The organism is Stenotrophomonas sp. NY11291, assembly GCF_023277365.1.
In the GTDB taxonomy this organism is placed as follows: Bacteria; Pseudomonadota; Gammaproteobacteria; order Xanthomonadales; family Xanthomonadaceae; genus Stenotrophomonas; species Stenotrophomonas geniculata.
Genome location: NZ_CP096975.1, coordinates 1,082,946 through 1,096,709, shown reverse-complemented (window position 1 = coordinate 1,096,709; position 13,764 = coordinate 1,082,946). Strand labels below are relative to the sequence as shown.

Annotated in this window: 12 protein-coding genes; 7 read left to right on the top strand and 5 right to left on the bottom strand. The window is 68.0% G+C overall.

Annotated elements, in window-relative coordinates:
- The first annotated feature begins 65 nt into the window (after window positions 1–65).
- Window positions 66–2,159 (top strand): TonB-dependent siderophore receptor, encoded by a 2,094-nt coding sequence (locus tag M1L61_RS05135; RefSeq protein WP_248854405.1) that lies wholly within the window; start codon window positions 66–68, stop codon window positions 2,157–2,159.
- Here M1L61_RS05135 and M1L61_RS05130 read toward each other — a convergent pair.
- On the bottom strand, window positions 2,143–3,660 hold the full coding sequence (locus tag M1L61_RS05130; RefSeq protein WP_197576514.1) for an MFS transporter: 1,518 nt from the start codon (window positions 3,658–3,660) through the stop codon (window positions 2,143–2,145). The two genes, M1L61_RS05135 and M1L61_RS05130, sit on opposite strands and share 17 nt — an antisense overlap.
- Before the next feature lie 105 nt (window positions 3,661–3,765).
- Here M1L61_RS05130 and M1L61_RS05125 point away from each other — a divergent pair, with 105 nt between their 5' ends.
- Complete coding sequence (locus M1L61_RS05125; protein WP_248854404.1) at window positions 3,766–4,683, top strand: LysR substrate-binding domain-containing protein; 918 nt, start codon at window positions 3,766–3,768, stop codon at window positions 4,681–4,683.
- Here M1L61_RS05125 and M1L61_RS05120 read toward each other — a convergent pair.
- Window positions 4,673–5,536 carry a DMT family transporter gene (locus M1L61_RS05120; RefSeq protein ID WP_100447882.1) on the bottom strand — a complete coding sequence of 288 codons (864 nt, stop codon included), beginning with the start codon at window positions 5,534–5,536 and terminating at the stop codon, window positions 4,673–4,675. The two genes, M1L61_RS05125 and M1L61_RS05120, sit on opposite strands and share 11 nt — an antisense overlap.
- 133 nt (window positions 5,537–5,669) lie before the next feature.
- Here M1L61_RS05120 and M1L61_RS05115 point away from each other — a divergent pair, with 133 nt between their 5' ends.
- Window positions 5,670–7,049 (top strand): PLP-dependent aminotransferase family protein, encoded by a 1,380-nt coding sequence (locus M1L61_RS05115; RefSeq protein ID WP_099560370.1) that lies wholly within the window; start codon window positions 5,670–5,672, stop codon window positions 7,047–7,049.
- Here M1L61_RS05115 and M1L61_RS05110 read toward each other — a convergent pair.
- Window positions 6,988–7,932, bottom strand: a complete 945-nt coding sequence (locus M1L61_RS05110) for a LysR substrate-binding domain-containing protein (RefSeq protein ID WP_043398268.1) — start codon at window positions 7,930–7,932, stop codon at window positions 6,988–6,990. The two genes, M1L61_RS05115 and M1L61_RS05110, sit on opposite strands and share 62 nt — an antisense overlap.
- A gap of 115 nt (window positions 7,933–8,047) precedes the next feature.
- Between M1L61_RS05110 and M1L61_RS05105 the strand changes: the two genes are divergently transcribed.
- Together M1L61_RS05105 and M1L61_RS05100 are read left to right on the top strand one after the other, a co-directional pair.
- Window positions 8,048–8,746 carry a glutathione S-transferase family protein gene (locus M1L61_RS05105; RefSeq protein WP_010483737.1) on the top strand — a complete coding sequence of 233 codons (699 nt, stop codon included), beginning with the start codon at window positions 8,048–8,050 and terminating at the stop codon, window positions 8,744–8,746.
- Between the two features lie 86 nt (window positions 8,747–8,832).
- Window positions 8,833–9,507, top strand: coding sequence for a class I SAM-dependent methyltransferase (locus M1L61_RS05100; RefSeq protein ID WP_019336923.1), 675 nt, complete (start codon window positions 8,833–8,835; stop codon window positions 9,505–9,507).
- A gap of 3 nt (window positions 9,508–9,510) precedes the next feature.
- Here the strand turns inward: M1L61_RS05100 and smqnr are convergent, their stop codons facing one another.
- Window positions 9,511–10,158 (bottom strand): SmQnr family pentapeptide repeat protein, encoded by a 648-nt coding sequence (smqnr, locus tag M1L61_RS05095; RefSeq protein WP_010483741.1) that lies wholly within the window; start codon window positions 10,156–10,158, stop codon window positions 9,511–9,513.
- Between the two features lie 160 nt (window positions 10,159–10,318).
- Between smqnr and M1L61_RS05090 the strand changes: the two genes are divergently transcribed.
- The gene (locus tag M1L61_RS05090) at window positions 10,319–11,095 is read left to right on the top strand and encodes a DeoR/GlpR family DNA-binding transcription regulator (protein WP_010483744.1); all 777 of its coding nucleotides are present in this window, start codon (window positions 10,319–10,321) and stop codon (window positions 11,093–11,095) included.
- Window positions 11,096–11,106: 11 nt separating this feature from the next.
- A complete protein-coding gene (locus M1L61_RS05085) occupies window positions 11,107–12,240 on the top strand; it encodes an MFS transporter (protein ID WP_248854403.1) in 1,134 nt (377 codons plus the stop codon).
- 9 nt (window positions 12,241–12,249) lie between these two features.
- Here M1L61_RS05085 and M1L61_RS05080 read toward each other — a convergent pair whose 3' ends face one another.
- On the bottom strand, window positions 12,250–13,755 hold the full coding sequence (locus M1L61_RS05080) for a PepSY domain-containing protein (protein ID WP_248854402.1): 1,506 nt from the start codon (window positions 13,753–13,755) through the stop codon (window positions 12,250–12,252).
- Between the last annotated feature and the right edge of the window lie 9 nt (window positions 13,756–13,764).

Sequence of the window (13,764 nt, the reverse complement as noted above, 5' to 3'; positions counted from 1 at the left end):
TCATTTGTATTTGCAGTCGGGCATCCGGATAATCCGGCGTCACCGCCCTCCCCGGATTCCTGACGATGCCCGCCCTGTCGCCGCGCCGCCCGCTGCTGTACACGCTTGCCCTGCCCACCCTGCTGGCCTCGGCCATCGCCCAGGCCCAGGACGGCCCGGCGGCACGCACCCTGGACAAGGTGACCGTGGTGGCCGAGCGGGCCAGCACCGCGACCAAGACCGACACCGCCCTGACCGAGACGCCGCAGGCGATCAGCGTGGTCACCCAGCAGCTGTTCACCGATCGCGGCGCGCACAACCTGCAGGAAGTGCTGCGCTACAGCGCCGGCGTCACCGCCGATGCCTGGGGCCTGGATACCCGCAACGACGCGACCTCGGTGCGCGGGCTGGACCCCGTGCAGTACCAGGATGGCCTGCGCCGCAGCTACGGTTTCAGCCCCCTCGCCCGCCCGGAAATCTATGGCCTGGAGCGGGTGGAAGTGCTGCGCGGCCCATCCTCGGTACTGTACGGTGCCGGCGCCACCGGTGGCATCATCAATGCGATGAGCAAGCGCCCGACCTTTGGCACCCTCACGGGCGAGGTCGGCGTGCAGTTCGGCAGCTTCGACCGCAGGCAGCTGCAGGGTGACATTGGCGGCGCCTTGAACGATGCCGGTACGGTTGCCGGTCGCTTCGTCGGGCTGATGCGTGAATCGAACATGCAGACCGATGTACTCAACGATGACCGCATCTACCTGGCGCCCTCGATCAGCTGGCGCGGCGAACGCAGCACGCTGACCCTGCTGGCCAGCTACCAGCACGACAGGACCGGCTCCAGCCAGCAGTTCCTGCCGCTGGCCGCGACCCTGTTCGCACTGCCGGGCCGCCGCCTGGACACCTCCACCTTCATCGGCCACCCCGGCTTTGATCGCATCGATTCGCGCGTCTACAGCCTGACCGCGCTGTTCGACCACAGCTTCAATGACGTGCTCAGCCTGCGCTCGGCGGTGCGTTACATCGATGGCAGGACCACCCTGCAGCAGATGTACGTGGACAGCTACAGCAATCCGGCAGATCCCTTCATCGACGCCGACCGCCGCGTGGTCAACCGTACCGCCTACGGCACCCGCCCCGACGTGCAGATCTTCAGCGCCGACAATGCGCTGCAGTTCGATTTCGCCACCGGTGCCTTCCAGCACCTGCTGCTGGCCGGTGTGGACTACAGCCAGTACAAGGAGCAGCTGCAGCGGCTGGACGCCACCGGCACGCCGATCGACATCTACACCCCGGTATCGGTCGCACCGATCGTGCGTGGCTGGGATCGTCAGCCGGACCAGACCTCCACCCAGCTGGGTGTCTATGTGCAGGACCAGATCCGCTGGGCCGACCGCGTCTCGCTGGTGCTGGGCGCGCGCCGCGACCATGCGCGCTCGAAGACCGAAGGCCAACCCAGCCAGACCGACAACGCCACCACCTACCGCGCCGGCCTGATCGGTGACCTCGGCGCCGGAGTATCGCCCTACCTGAGCTACAGCGAATCGTTCCTGCCGGTCACTGGCCAGGACCTGTTCGGCCAGGCCTTCAAGCCGATGCGTGGCCGCCAGAGCGAGGCCGGCATCAAGTGGCAGCCGGCACGCAACCTGCTGCTGACGATGGCGGCGTACCGCATCACCGAAACCAATCGCCAGACCAACGATCCGGACAACGTGCTGAACGTGGTGCAGACCGGGCAGATCCGCTCCAAGGGCCTCGAGCTGGAAGGCCAGTTCCAGTTCGCCAACGATCTGACCATCACCGCCGCCATTGCACGCAACGAGGCCGAGGTCAGCCGCAGCAACTTCGCGCTGGAAGTGGGCCAGCGCCTCAACGACACCCCGCAGGACCTGGCCTCGGCCTGGGTCTCGAAGGGCTTCCAGCTGGACGATGCCGCACGCCTGCGCCTGGGGCTGGGCGTGCGCCATGTCGGCAATACGGTGTCGCTGGGCAATGGCGGGCGCATCATCACGCCCAGCTACACGCTGGCCGATGCATTGGTGGAAGTGCAGGTGGCCGACTGGACGATGGCATTGAACATCACCAACCTCACCGACAAGCGCTACTACGCCCCGTGCCGTACGTTTGGCGACTGCTTCGCCGGCTACCCGCGCGTGGTCACCGGCACCATCAGCTATCGGTTCTGAGCACGGCCAATGTCGGCCGCCGCAGCAGCAGGTGAAACACCACCGCGCATGCGGCGGTCAGCAGTGCCAGCAGACGCAGCAGCACCGCCAGCGCCTCGGCACTGGCGTGCTGCAGCTGCCCGCTGCTCATCGACGGCAGCAGTGCCGCCGCCTGGCCATGCGCTCCGGTTGCCAGATAGGCGCCGGCACGCGCCAGCGATGCTGGCGACGTTCCCTGGAGATGCTCGCTGACAAGCAGCGACAGCACTGCTGTCACGGCCGCCAGTGCAATGCCTTCGCCGGCCACCCTCACGGTGCCGAAGATGCCTGCAGCCATGCCGGCGCGCTGCACCGGCACCATGCTCACCGACAACCCATCCATCAGCCCCCACGGCAAGGCCGTGCCCGCGCCGATCAGCACCAGCCATGGCATCCACTGCCACGGCGACGGATGGGCCGCATACCGCGACAGCAGATACAGGCCGCACGCACACACCAGCAGGCCAAGAGTGCACAGCCGTGCGCTGCCGATCCGTCCCGCCCAGCGCGCGGCCAACAGCGGCAGCACCAGCATCGGGACAGACAGGGCCAGCATCTGCAGGCCAACCCACGTGGTGCTCTGCCCATGCACACCCAGGAGTTGAAGCGGCAACACCACCAGCAGCACCACGTAGCCGAGGCAGGTCGCCACCGGTAGCAGCTGGACGCCCAGGAACGCCGGTTGCGAGAACAGCGAGAGGTCCAGCAATGGGAATGGATGCATCCGTTCGATGCAGACGAACGCTGCGCCGAGCAACAGCGTGGCGAGCAATGCCAGTTGCACGCGCACAGCGTGCACGCCGAATTCGCCCAGCCACAGCAGGGACAGCGTCAACGCCGCCAGCATCATGCTGAAAGCCAGCATGCCGCCGACATCCAGCCGGCCGCGCTCTCCATGGCTCTCAGGCAACACGCGCGCGCCCAGTGCGAAGGCCGCCAACGCCGGTACACCACCGGCTGCGAACACACTGCGCCATCCCAGTGCCTGCAGCAGCAGGCCCGCCAGCAACGGCCCAAGCGCCAGCCCCGCACCGAACGTCGTGCCCAGCAGGGCGAAGACGCGGCCACGCGCCGGCCCCTGCCAGCCCTGCGCCAGCGCCGCAGTGCCCGAGGCCAGCGCGGCGGCGGCGGCAACGCCCTGCAGGCCGCGCGCCAGATCCAGCCACAGCAGCGTCGGGGCCACGCATGCAGCGGTCGTAGCAGCGGTGAATCCGACCGTGCCCGTCAGGAACATCCGCCGACGGCCGTAGCGGTCGGCCAGGCCACCGGCAGCAAGCAGCAGGCTGCCGAAGGTCAGCATGAAGGCATTGGTCACCCAGGCCAACGCGGTGGGCGAGGCCCCCGCAGAACGAGCCAGCACCGGCACCGCGACGGCACCGGCCGAAAAGGACAACGGCAGCGCCAGCGCGGCCAGGCAGACCGCAAGCAGCGTCCAGTGCTGCTGCGTGCGGACGGGTATAGGGCGTATCGAAACCGGGGCCATGTGGGCTCCATCCATCAGGGGCGTTGATGATGGGCAGGCCGGTATTGCTGAAAAACAGGCTGGATGGACGTTGATTACGGTCAGATGTTCCGCAATCATGCCCGCATGGACTCCATCTCCGCCCTGCTTGCCTTCGTCCGTACCACCGAAGCAGGCAGCATCGTCGGCGCTGCCCGCGTGCTCGGCCTGTCCGCCTCGGCGGTCGGCAAGCGTATCGCCCGCCTTGAGCAGGAACTCGGCACCCGCCTGTTCCATCGCACCACCCGCCGCGTGCACCTCACCGACGAAGGCGAACTGCTGCTGCAACGCTGCCGGCGTGCGTTGGATGAACTTTCCGAAGCGCAGGCAGACCTCGCGCAGCGACAGCACGCCCCCAGCGGGCTGCTGCGCATCGGTCTGCCCACCATCGGCTACCGCTTCCTGCTGCCGGTGCTGCCCGGCTTCCAGCAGCGCTACCCACAGGTGCAGCTGGAACTGGACTTCAACGACCGCATCGTCGATGTGGTCAGCGAAGGCCTCGACGCGGTGATACGCAGCGGCGAACTGGCCGATTCCAGCCTGACCGCACGGCGCCTGGGTGGCTTTCGTTTCATGCTCTGCGCGGCGCCTGGCTATCTGCAGGCGCACGGCATTCCCAGCGATGTGGGCGATCTGCGCATGCATGCGGCTCTGCGCTTCCGCTACCCGACTACCGGGAAGCTGCACCCCTGGCAGTTGCCGGGGGTGGAAGGCGATGCAGGCGCGCGCCTTCCGACGGCGATGACCTGCAACAACATGGAAGCCGTGCTGGCCGCCGCCATCGGCTGCATGGGCCTGGCCTGGATGCCCGACTTCCTGGCGGCCGACGCACTGGCCGACGGCCGCCTGCAACAGGTGCTGCCAGCGCTGCCCACGCACAAGGGGCAGTTCTCGCTGCTATGGCCCGGTGGGCGCCACCCCAGCGCACGGCTGCGGGTGTTCATCGATTATGCTGTCGCACACCTTTTCCGCGACGCTCCGTCCCCGTTTGTGTTCAGCGGCTGAAACGGCGAGCGCCGGCGACGCAGATCACCGCGACCACGGTCACCAGCACCATGCTGAGGCTGACCGCTTCATGCAGCAACAGCGCAGCCAGCGCCAGGCCGAAGAACGGTTGCAGCAGCTGTAGCTGGCCGACCGCGGCGATTCCACCCTGGGCCAGCCCGCGATACCAGAACAGGAACCCCAGCAGCATGCTGAACACCGCCACGTAGCCCAGCGCCCACCACGCGGATGCCCCCACTTCGACGAACGAGGGCGGGCGCATCAGCACCGTCAGCGGCAGCATCACCGGTAGTGCCAGCAGCAGCGCCCAGCTGATCACCTGCCAGCCGCCGAGATGACGGGCAAGCCGACCGCCTTCCGCGTAGCCCAGTCCACACACCACGATCGCCGCCAGCATCAGCAGGTCGGCCTGCAACGAGGCCTCGATGCCGTTGCGCGCGGCATAGCCGACCACGCAGGCGCTGCCCAGCAGCGAGAACAGCCAGAACGCCGGGCGCGGCCGATCGCCACCGCGCAGTACGCCGAACACCGCAGTGCTCAGCGGCAACAGGCCGAGGAACACGATGGTGTGCGCTGATGAGGCGTGGCGCAGGGCAAGCGCGGTCAGCAGCGGGAAGCCGACCACCACGCCAAGGCTGACCACCGCCAGCCCGGGCAGGTCGCTGCGTCGCGGAAAGGGTTGGCGCAACAGCAGCAACAGGCCCAGGCCGAGTATGGCGGCGATGGTGGCGCGCGCGGCGGTAACGAACCCGGCGTCCAGCTGCAGCACGGCCAGGCGGGTGGCTGGCAACGAGCCGGCAAAGATCACCACACCGATGAAGCCATTGATCCAACCACTCGCCGACCGTTCCACGTCTGTACTCCCGGGGGTGCCGGGCGGTGCCCGGCGGGATCTCCATGGAAGCACCTGCGGCCCGCGCCCCCCAGCTACAATCCAGTACAGTTTCAAATAACTGTACTGCCCACACTTACAGCACGCTTTCGCCATGACGCGCCCGCTTACCCGCATCGAATCGGTCATCCAGGCCGTCCGCACCCGCATCGGCACGCGGGTGGATGGCGCCGGTTCGCGGCTGCCCTCGGTACGCGCGCAGGCGGCGGCGATGGGCGTGTCGGTCTCCACCGTGGTCGAGGCCTACGAGCGCCTCGCCGCCGAAGGGCTGATCAGCGCGCGTGCCGGTTCCGGCTTCTATGTCAGTGGACCGGCCGCACCGCTCGCCCTGGCCGAAATGGAACCACGCCTGGACCGCGCGGTGGACCCGCTGTGGGTGTCGCGGCAATCGCTGGAAACGCCGGCGGGCCACCTCAAGCCGGGCTGCGGCTGGATGCCCAGTGATTGGCTGTATCACGACGGCGTGCGCCGCGGCCTGCGTCGGCTGGCGCGTGCCGATGCCATGCAGCTGGTCGACTACGCCGGCCCGCTCGGGCTGCCCGCATTGCGCCAGCTGCTGCAACGGCGCAGCGCGGCGCTGGGCATTGATGCACCGATTGAGCAGATCCTGCTGACCGAATCCGGTACGCACGCGGTCGATCTGCTCTGCCGTTTCCTGCTCAAGCCCGGCGACTGCGTGCTGGTGGATGATCCGAGCTACTTCAACTACCACGCGCTGCTGAAGGCGCACCAGGTGCAGGCCATCGGCGTGCCGTACACGCACAGCGGCCCGGACCTGGAGGCGTTCGCGCAGGCACTTCAGGCGCATTCGCCACGGCTGTACATCACCAACTCGGGCCTGCACAACCCGACCGGCGCGGTGCTCTCGGCCAGCACCGCGCATCGGCTGCTGGGGCTGGCCGAACGCAGCGAACTGATCATCGTCGAGGACGACATCTTCGCCGACTTCGAACTGCAGCCGGCACCGCGCCTTGCTGCGCTGGATGGGCTGTCGCGTGTGATCCACGTCGGCAGCTTCTCCAAGACCCTGTCGGCCGCTTCGCGCTGTGGCTACATCGCTGCACGCCACGACTGGATCGAAGCGCTGACCGACCTGAAGCTGGCCACCAGCTTCGGCGGCGGCCATCTGGCGATGCAGTTGATGCACATCGCGCTGACCGACAGTGGCTATCGCCGCCACATGCAATCGGTGCGCTCGCGCCTGGCCGATGCGCGCCGGCACACACTGCGGAAACTGCACACGCTGGGCATCACGCCGTGGCTGCAACCGGAAGCCGGCCTGTTCCTCTGGTGCCAGCTTCCCGATGGCCGCGATGCTGCTGCGCTGGCACGGCAGTGCCTGCGCGAAGGCATCGTGCTGGCCCCGGGCAACGCGTTCAGCCAATCGCAGCGCGCGGCCGACTATGTGCGTTTCAACGTCTCGCAGTGCCAGGACCCGAGGATCTGGCAGGTACTGGCACGCGCGCTGCGTTGAGCTGGTAATGCGCGACCAGCGCATCCACCACCACGCGCACGCCCGGCAGCTGGCCGCGACGATGCGGCAGCAGCACGCTGGTGGTGACTTCGCCGGCATGCCACGCCGGCAGGACCTGCTGCAGGCGGCCAGCAGCGATGGCCGCCGCACACAGGCTGCAGGGCAGCACGGTGATGCCAAGACCCGCTTCTGCCGCCGCGATCAGCAGCTGCGATTCATTGCCGACCAGCGCCACCTGCGGCTCCACCTGCACGGTGCCGGCGTCGGCGCTGTGCAGCGTCCAGCGCGTTGCATGGCGCGCGGTCAGCAGGCCGGCATGCGCGCGTAGCTGCTCGGGCGTGTCCACTGCCGGCGCGGCTGCCAGATAACCAGGGGACGCCACCAGCACGATGCGTTCGCTACCGAGCATTCGCTGCACCAACCCGGAATCCGGCAGCGGACCGAAGTGGCTGCGCAGGGCGATGTCGATGCCCTCCTGCGCCAGATCGATGAAACGATCACTCACTTCAACTTCGATGCGCAGCCGCGGATAGCGGCGGGCCAACGCGGGCAGGCACGCGGCGAGCTCGCCCTGCACCACCGGAATCGAAGCGCTGATGCGCACGGTGCCGCTGGGTTCGGCCTGGCGGTCGCGGACAATGGCCTCCGCAGCCTCTACCTCCGACAACGCCGCGCGTGCGCGTTCGAAGAACTCTTGGCCGACCTCGGTCAGCGCGAAGCGGCGCGAACTGCGTTGCAGCAGCCGCACTTCGAGGTGTTCTTCCAGCAGCGCCACGCGCTTGCTAAGGGTCGAGCGCGGCAGGCCCAGATGGCGCCCACCTGCGGCGAAACCACCCTGCTCCACTGCGGTCACGAACAGGGCCAGATCATTGAGGTTGAGCATGCGCAACGTCCACACGTGTGGACTTCAGGATGCCATTCGGACGGCTTCAGCGGCAATGTCCATGCTGGCACGCTTTCCTCACCCGCCGCATCGCGGCTCGAACCGGAAATCTGCCATGACCCCGATCCTCTTCTACGGCGTGCCCTCGGGCTGCTCGTTCGGCTCCATCGTTGCACTGGAGTGGCTGCGCCAGCCTTACCAGCTGTGCCGCATCGACATGCCCGGCCAGGTGCAGGGCGAAGACTACCGCCGCCTCAATCCACTGGGCGAAACCCCGACCCTGCGAACCCCGCAGGGCGAGCTGCTCAGCGAGAGCCTGGCCATCCTCAACCACCTGGCCGCGAAGGGCATCGCGCAGGGGCTGGGCTTCGCACAGGGCACGGCTGGCTTCGATCGCCTCAACCACCGGCTGGCCTATCTCAACACCAGCTTCTTCGGTGCCTACGCGCCGCTCTGGCACGCACTGGAGCATGCGGAAGGTGATGAAGCCGAGGTGCTGGGTGCCTATGGCACGACCAAGGTGCGCCACGCCCACCAGGCGCTGGAGCAGATGATCGGTACGGGCCCGTGGCTGCTGGGCGAACAGCGCAGCTTCGCCGATGCCTACTTCGCCGGCATCGCGCGCTGGAACGACTATCACCAGGTGGTCGACCGCCGCGAGTTCCCCAGGGTGCAGCAGCTGTTCGAACGCCTGCAGGACGACGCGGGCGTGCAGTTCGCCCACGCCATCGAAGCGCAGCAGCCGGCAACCAGCAGTGGTGGCTTCCTCGGCGAGGTGAGGCTGGAAGACGTGCTTGAGGCCGCAGCGGCCTGAGCCCTGTGCTGTCTCTGCGGCAGCGGCGCGCAATGCCTCTTGCGCGCCGCGCTACAGTGGTCTGTCCCCGTCGAAGGAATCCGCACATGTCCACGTTCTCCGACCCGCAGGCGGTGGCCCGCTATGCCGAAGCACCGCTGCGCCAGGTGCCCGGTTTCCTCGCGTTGCAGCAGATGAGCCGCCTGCTGCTGGCCGAACGCGTTCCCGCACAGGGCCGCGTGCTGGTACTCGGTGCCGGTGGCGGGCTTGAGCTGAAGGCCTTCGCCGAGGCACAGCCGGGCTGGCAGTTGCTCGGCGTGGATCCGGCCGCACCGATGCTGGCCCTGGCCGAACAGACACTGGGTCCGCTGAAGTCGCGCGTGCAGCTGCTGGAAGGCTACATCGACGATGCGCCCGATCTGCGCTTCGACGGTGCCAGCTGCCTGTTGACCCTGCACTTCCTCGACGCCGCGCAGCGCCTGCACACGTTGCGCGAGCTGCACCGGCGCCTGCAGCCCGGCGCGCCGCTGGTGGTGGCGCACCACAGCGTGCCGCAGGATCCGGCCGGCAAGCTGCGCTGGTTGCAGCGCTACGCGGCGTTCGCCGAAGCCTCGGGGGTTGCCCGCGCCGATGCGCAGCGCGCGATCGAGGCCATTGCCGAGCGGCTGCCGCTGCTGGCGCCCGAGCAGGAGGTCGCCCTGCTGCAGGAGGCCGGCTTCGACGACGTGGAGCTGTTCTATGCCGGCTTCAGCTTCAAGGGCTGGGTGGCGTACGCCAGGTGATGCCTACGGCACCACGGTGATGCCGATGCGCTGCATCAACAGCGCCACCTGCTGCACGTCCAGCGTGGCGCCGCGCAGGTTGGTCCTGCGCAGGTCCAGCTCGCCCAGCTCGGAGTTGGTCAGATCGCAGTCGGTGAAGTTGGCGCTGTTCCAGTCGATGCCCTCGAACTGGCCGCCGGACAGGTCCGAGCCGGCGAAGCTGGCGCCACTCACGTTCGCACCGTCCCAACGGTTTTCCCAAAGCTCGCACTTCTCCAGCGTCACCCGCGAGAAGTTCGCGTAGCGCAGGTTCGACTTCTTGATGAAGGCACTGCAGAACCAGCTCCGCGTGGTGATCTGGTTCATGAAGCTGGCGTTGCTGAAATCCGCGCCCTGCGCGCGGCACTCGCTGATCTCCAGGCCCAGTGCCTTGATGAAGTTGAAGTGGCACATGCTGATGTCGCAGCTGCGGAAGCTGGCTTCCTTCAGCGTGGCGCCGTTGAAGCGACAGCCGGCACGGCTGTCGGCATCGTAGAAACTGCAGTTGATGAACTCGGTGCCGGTCAGGTCCGCGCCGGAGAAATCGCACTTGTGGAACTGCTGGTCGACCACCTTCTGGCCGGTGTACTGGTCTGCGCCGATGCGCAGCTCGCGGTGAACGGTGGGGGACATCAGGGATTCCATGCCAAGTGCCCCGCCATGATGCCGGGCCGCGAGGGCGATCCATAGACCCCGGGCGCCGGCGGGTTCACCGGCAGTTCAGCCACCCTGTGTCCACTTCCACCAATTGCACGTTGTTGCACGTTAATGCACGAATGTGCAGACTTGCAGCATGAGCTCAGATCCCAGCCCCCTCCCCGCCCAGCGCACCCGGCAGATCCTTGAGGAACTGCGCCAGCAGGGCCGCGTGGTCGCCGCCGAACTGGCGCGCCGCTATGCCGTCTCCGAAGACTCGATCCGCCGAGACCTGCGCGAGCTGGCCGCACAGGGCCTGTGCCAGCGTGTCTACGGCGGCGCCGTGCTGCCACCGCCGAAGGAACGCCCGCTGCGCGAGCGGCTCACCCGCGACCGCAGCGACAAGGCCGAGCTGGCCGCCCGCGTCTGCGCGCTGCTGCAACCCGGCCAGGTCGTACTGCTTGATGCCGGTTCGACCAACCTGGCGATCGCCCAGCAGCTGCCGACCGCTCTCGGGCTGACGGTGATCACCAATGCCCCGCAGATCGCCACCGCCGCCAGCATGCTTGAAGGCACCCTGGTGCAGCTGATCGGCGGCCGCTTGGCCAGCGGCGGCGGTGCGGTCGGTGCCGAAGCGTTGGCCCAGGTGCAACGCCTGCGTGCCGACGTGTACCTGCCCGGCCCCTGCGCGGTGGACGGCGACACCGGCGTGTGGGCGATGGATGCCGAGGAAGCCACGCTCAAGCGCGCGATGGTGGCCTGCAGCAGTCGCATCATCGTCGCCGCCACCACGGAAAAGCTCGGCGCCCGCGGCCACTGGCAGATCGCCAGCCTCGACGAGATCGACGATCTGGTGCTGACCACCACCGCACCGCCCGCACTGGCAGCTCGCTTCCGCGCCGCCGGTATTGCGGTGCACCCCACTCCTCCCTGACCGTACCGCTCATGTCCCTCGCCAACCGCGCGCGTGCCGAACAGCACGCGACCCGCGCTGCATTCTTCATTCCCGGCTTCGCCACCGCGCTGTGGGCCACGCTGGTGCCCTTCGCCAAGGCACGTACCGGGATCAATGACGCGACGCTGGGCCTGGTACTGCTCTGCCTTGGTGCCGGTTCGCTGCTGGCGATGCCCTTGTCCGGCGTGCTGGCCGCGCGCCTCGGCTGCCGCCGGGTGATGGTGGCCAGCAGCCTGCTGATCTGCCTGACGGTGCCCGGCCTGGCACTGGCCGGTTCGGCCTGGACGCTGGGACTGGTGCTGTTCGTGTTCGGTGCCGCCGTGGGCGCGATGGACTGCACGATGAACGTACAGGCCGTCATCGTCGAGCGCGAAGCACGGCGCGTGATGATGTCCGGCTTCCATGCCTTCTTCAGCATCGGCGGCTTCCTCGGCGCGGCCACCATGACCGTGCTGCTGTCCGCGCAATTGCCGCCGATAGAGTCGGTGCTGATCGGCGTCGGCGCCATGCTGCTGGCGTTGCTGCTGTCAGCGGCGTACTGGCACAGCGAACGGATGCCGCACGACACACCGATGCTGGCCCTGCCACACGGCATCGTGCTGTTCATCGGCGTACTGGCGTTCGTTGCGTTCCTCGGCGAAGGTGCGATGCTGGATTGGAGCGCGGTGTTCCTCAGCGATGTGCGTCGCGTCGATGCCAGCCTCGCCGGTATCGGCTATGTGACCTTCACCCTGACCATGACCATCGCCCGCCTGTTCGGCGATGCACTGGTGGCGCGCGTGGGCCGCCAGCGCGCGATCGTTCTCGGCGCTCTGCTTGCTGCCGCTGGCGTGCTGGTGCTGACCCTGGTCACGCCATGGCAGGCGTCGCTGGCGGGCTATGTGCTGGTCGGCCTTGGCTGCGCCAACATCGCACCGGCGCTGTTCTCGCTGGCCGGCCACCAGACCCGCATGCCGGGTGCGCTGGCGATCACCGCCGTTTCCACGCTGGGCTTCGCCGGCATCCTTGCCGGACCGGCGCTGATCGGCTTCGCCGCCAACCATTTCGGCCTGATCGCCGCGTTCATCGGCGTGGCCACGGCCTTGTTGCTGGTTGCAGTGTCCACGCGCTGGCTGCGGGTGTAGCCCAGTGCATCAGCGCCGCCTGCGCCGCAGCTTCATCCGCAACCGGCGGTAGCCGATCACCGTGGCCGTTGCACACAACGCAGTGCCCGCAATGCTCAACAGCAGCAGAACAGCCAACCGGGCGGTGTCGAAGCGCAGCATCGCAGGCAGGTCCCAGCTGTGCAGGAAGTAGAACAGCCAGCGCCCCACCCGCTCGCGATACCCCATCGTCAGCAATGGATCGCCGGTGGCCAGGTCGAGGTAGACGCGCGTCGCCTCGGCATCGCCGAAATCCACCACCGCCACCGGGAAGCGGCGTACCGCTGCGCCGTTCATGGCCTCGGGCGCACGCGGATAGAAGTACGCATCCGCTGCATGCTGCACCACGAACCTCTGCATCGGTGCATCGGAGAGCGCGCGCACCTTCTGCTGCAGCCACGGGGCCGGCAGCCACCGTGCGACCTGCAGGTGCCCACTGCCGCCGGACACGATGCGAGTTTCACCCCGGCCGTCCAGCAGTACCGCAAACAGTTCACCACTGATCCGTCGCCACTGAATCTCCACCGGCTGGAAGCGCGCGGCTTCGGCCACTGCCAGAAGCGTGTCAGGATCACCCAGCGCACCGTCCACCGCCACCGCGCCGCCACGGTAGTGCTCAACATCGATCGCCTCCCGCGTGCTGCTGAAGACGCCCAATGGATTCATCGACATCAGGCCGCTGAAGATCCAGGTGAACACGAAGGCCGCAGCACACAATCCGATCAGATGGTGCCAGCGCATCCACGACTCCACGTACGGCGTCTTCGCACCGGAACGATAGTGCCCACGGAAACGCCAGCGCCATACGCCCACCACGATGCCGCTGATCGCCGCCACCGTGCACAGTGCGGACAGCACGATCACCACCCACGTCCACACCGGGTCGACCGACTGCATGCGCAGGAAGTACAGCCAGTGCAGCCAGGCGCCCACATAGTTCCAGCGCTGCTGCACATGCGGGGCGTCCAGCACCACTTCGCCGGTGTGCGAGGACACATAAAGGTCACCCGGCTGCGCGCCCCCTACCTCCACCCGGTACAGCGGCCGGTGCGCGTCCAGCGCGCGCGAGTGCGTCCAGCGATCCTCGTCCACGCGCATCGCGCCCACGAACGCCTGGCCGCCAGCAAACTGTGCAGCGGACGCTTCGGCGCGCTGTGCCGACACCGGAAGCAGAACCTGGCCGGTGCGCGCAGACCAGGCGCCCAGGTTGCCGCCGCTTCGCACCACATACGCTGGCTCGCCGCGCAGCGTCGTCAGTGCCACGGCCTCCGGCTCTGCCTGCACGGCAGCTGGCAGTACCGACAGCCCCTGCCAGCCGCGGGCATCCCCCAGCAGCGGCAACGCCGCCAGCCGCTCACCCGGCGTCAGCTTCGGGTAGCCGATGAACAGCATCACCGTGCCACTCACGAACCACAGCAGCATCAGCAGGCACCCACCGATGCCCAGCCAGCGGTGCACCAGGTAGGTCCAGCGCTTGGCGGTGGATCGCAACGTCATCGCCAGCGT